Annotated in this window: 1 pseudogene; it reads left to right on the plus strand. The window is 70.6% G+C overall.

The features are described from left to right. Positions 1-238 (plus strand): annotated as a pseudogene (locus tag SB756_RS35060) (pca operon transcription factor PcaQ); the annotation flags it as partial.

A 238-nucleotide genomic window follows, 5' to 3' on the forward strand; every position in this document is an offset into this window, starting at 1 on the left:
GCCACCTCGCCTGTCGAGCGGGGCCAGGTGGGGTGTTACCCGCTGGTGTTGCCGCCGGCGGGCACCACCATCCGCCAGCATGCCGACAGCCTGTTCGTGCAATGCGGCATCCAGATGCCGGCGCAGCGCCTGGAAACCCTGTCGCTGGCGCTGAGCCGGCGCTACCTGCTGGGTAGCGATGGGCTGTGGGTAGCGCCACGCGATGCGGTGTTGCTCGACCTGCGCCGTGGCGAGCTGG

Origin of the sequence: Pseudomonas sp. SIMBA_068 (genome assembly GCF_046534705.1) — a bacterium.
GTDB classification, from domain to species: Bacteria; Pseudomonadota; Gammaproteobacteria; order Pseudomonadales; family Pseudomonadaceae; genus Aquipseudomonas; species Aquipseudomonas putida.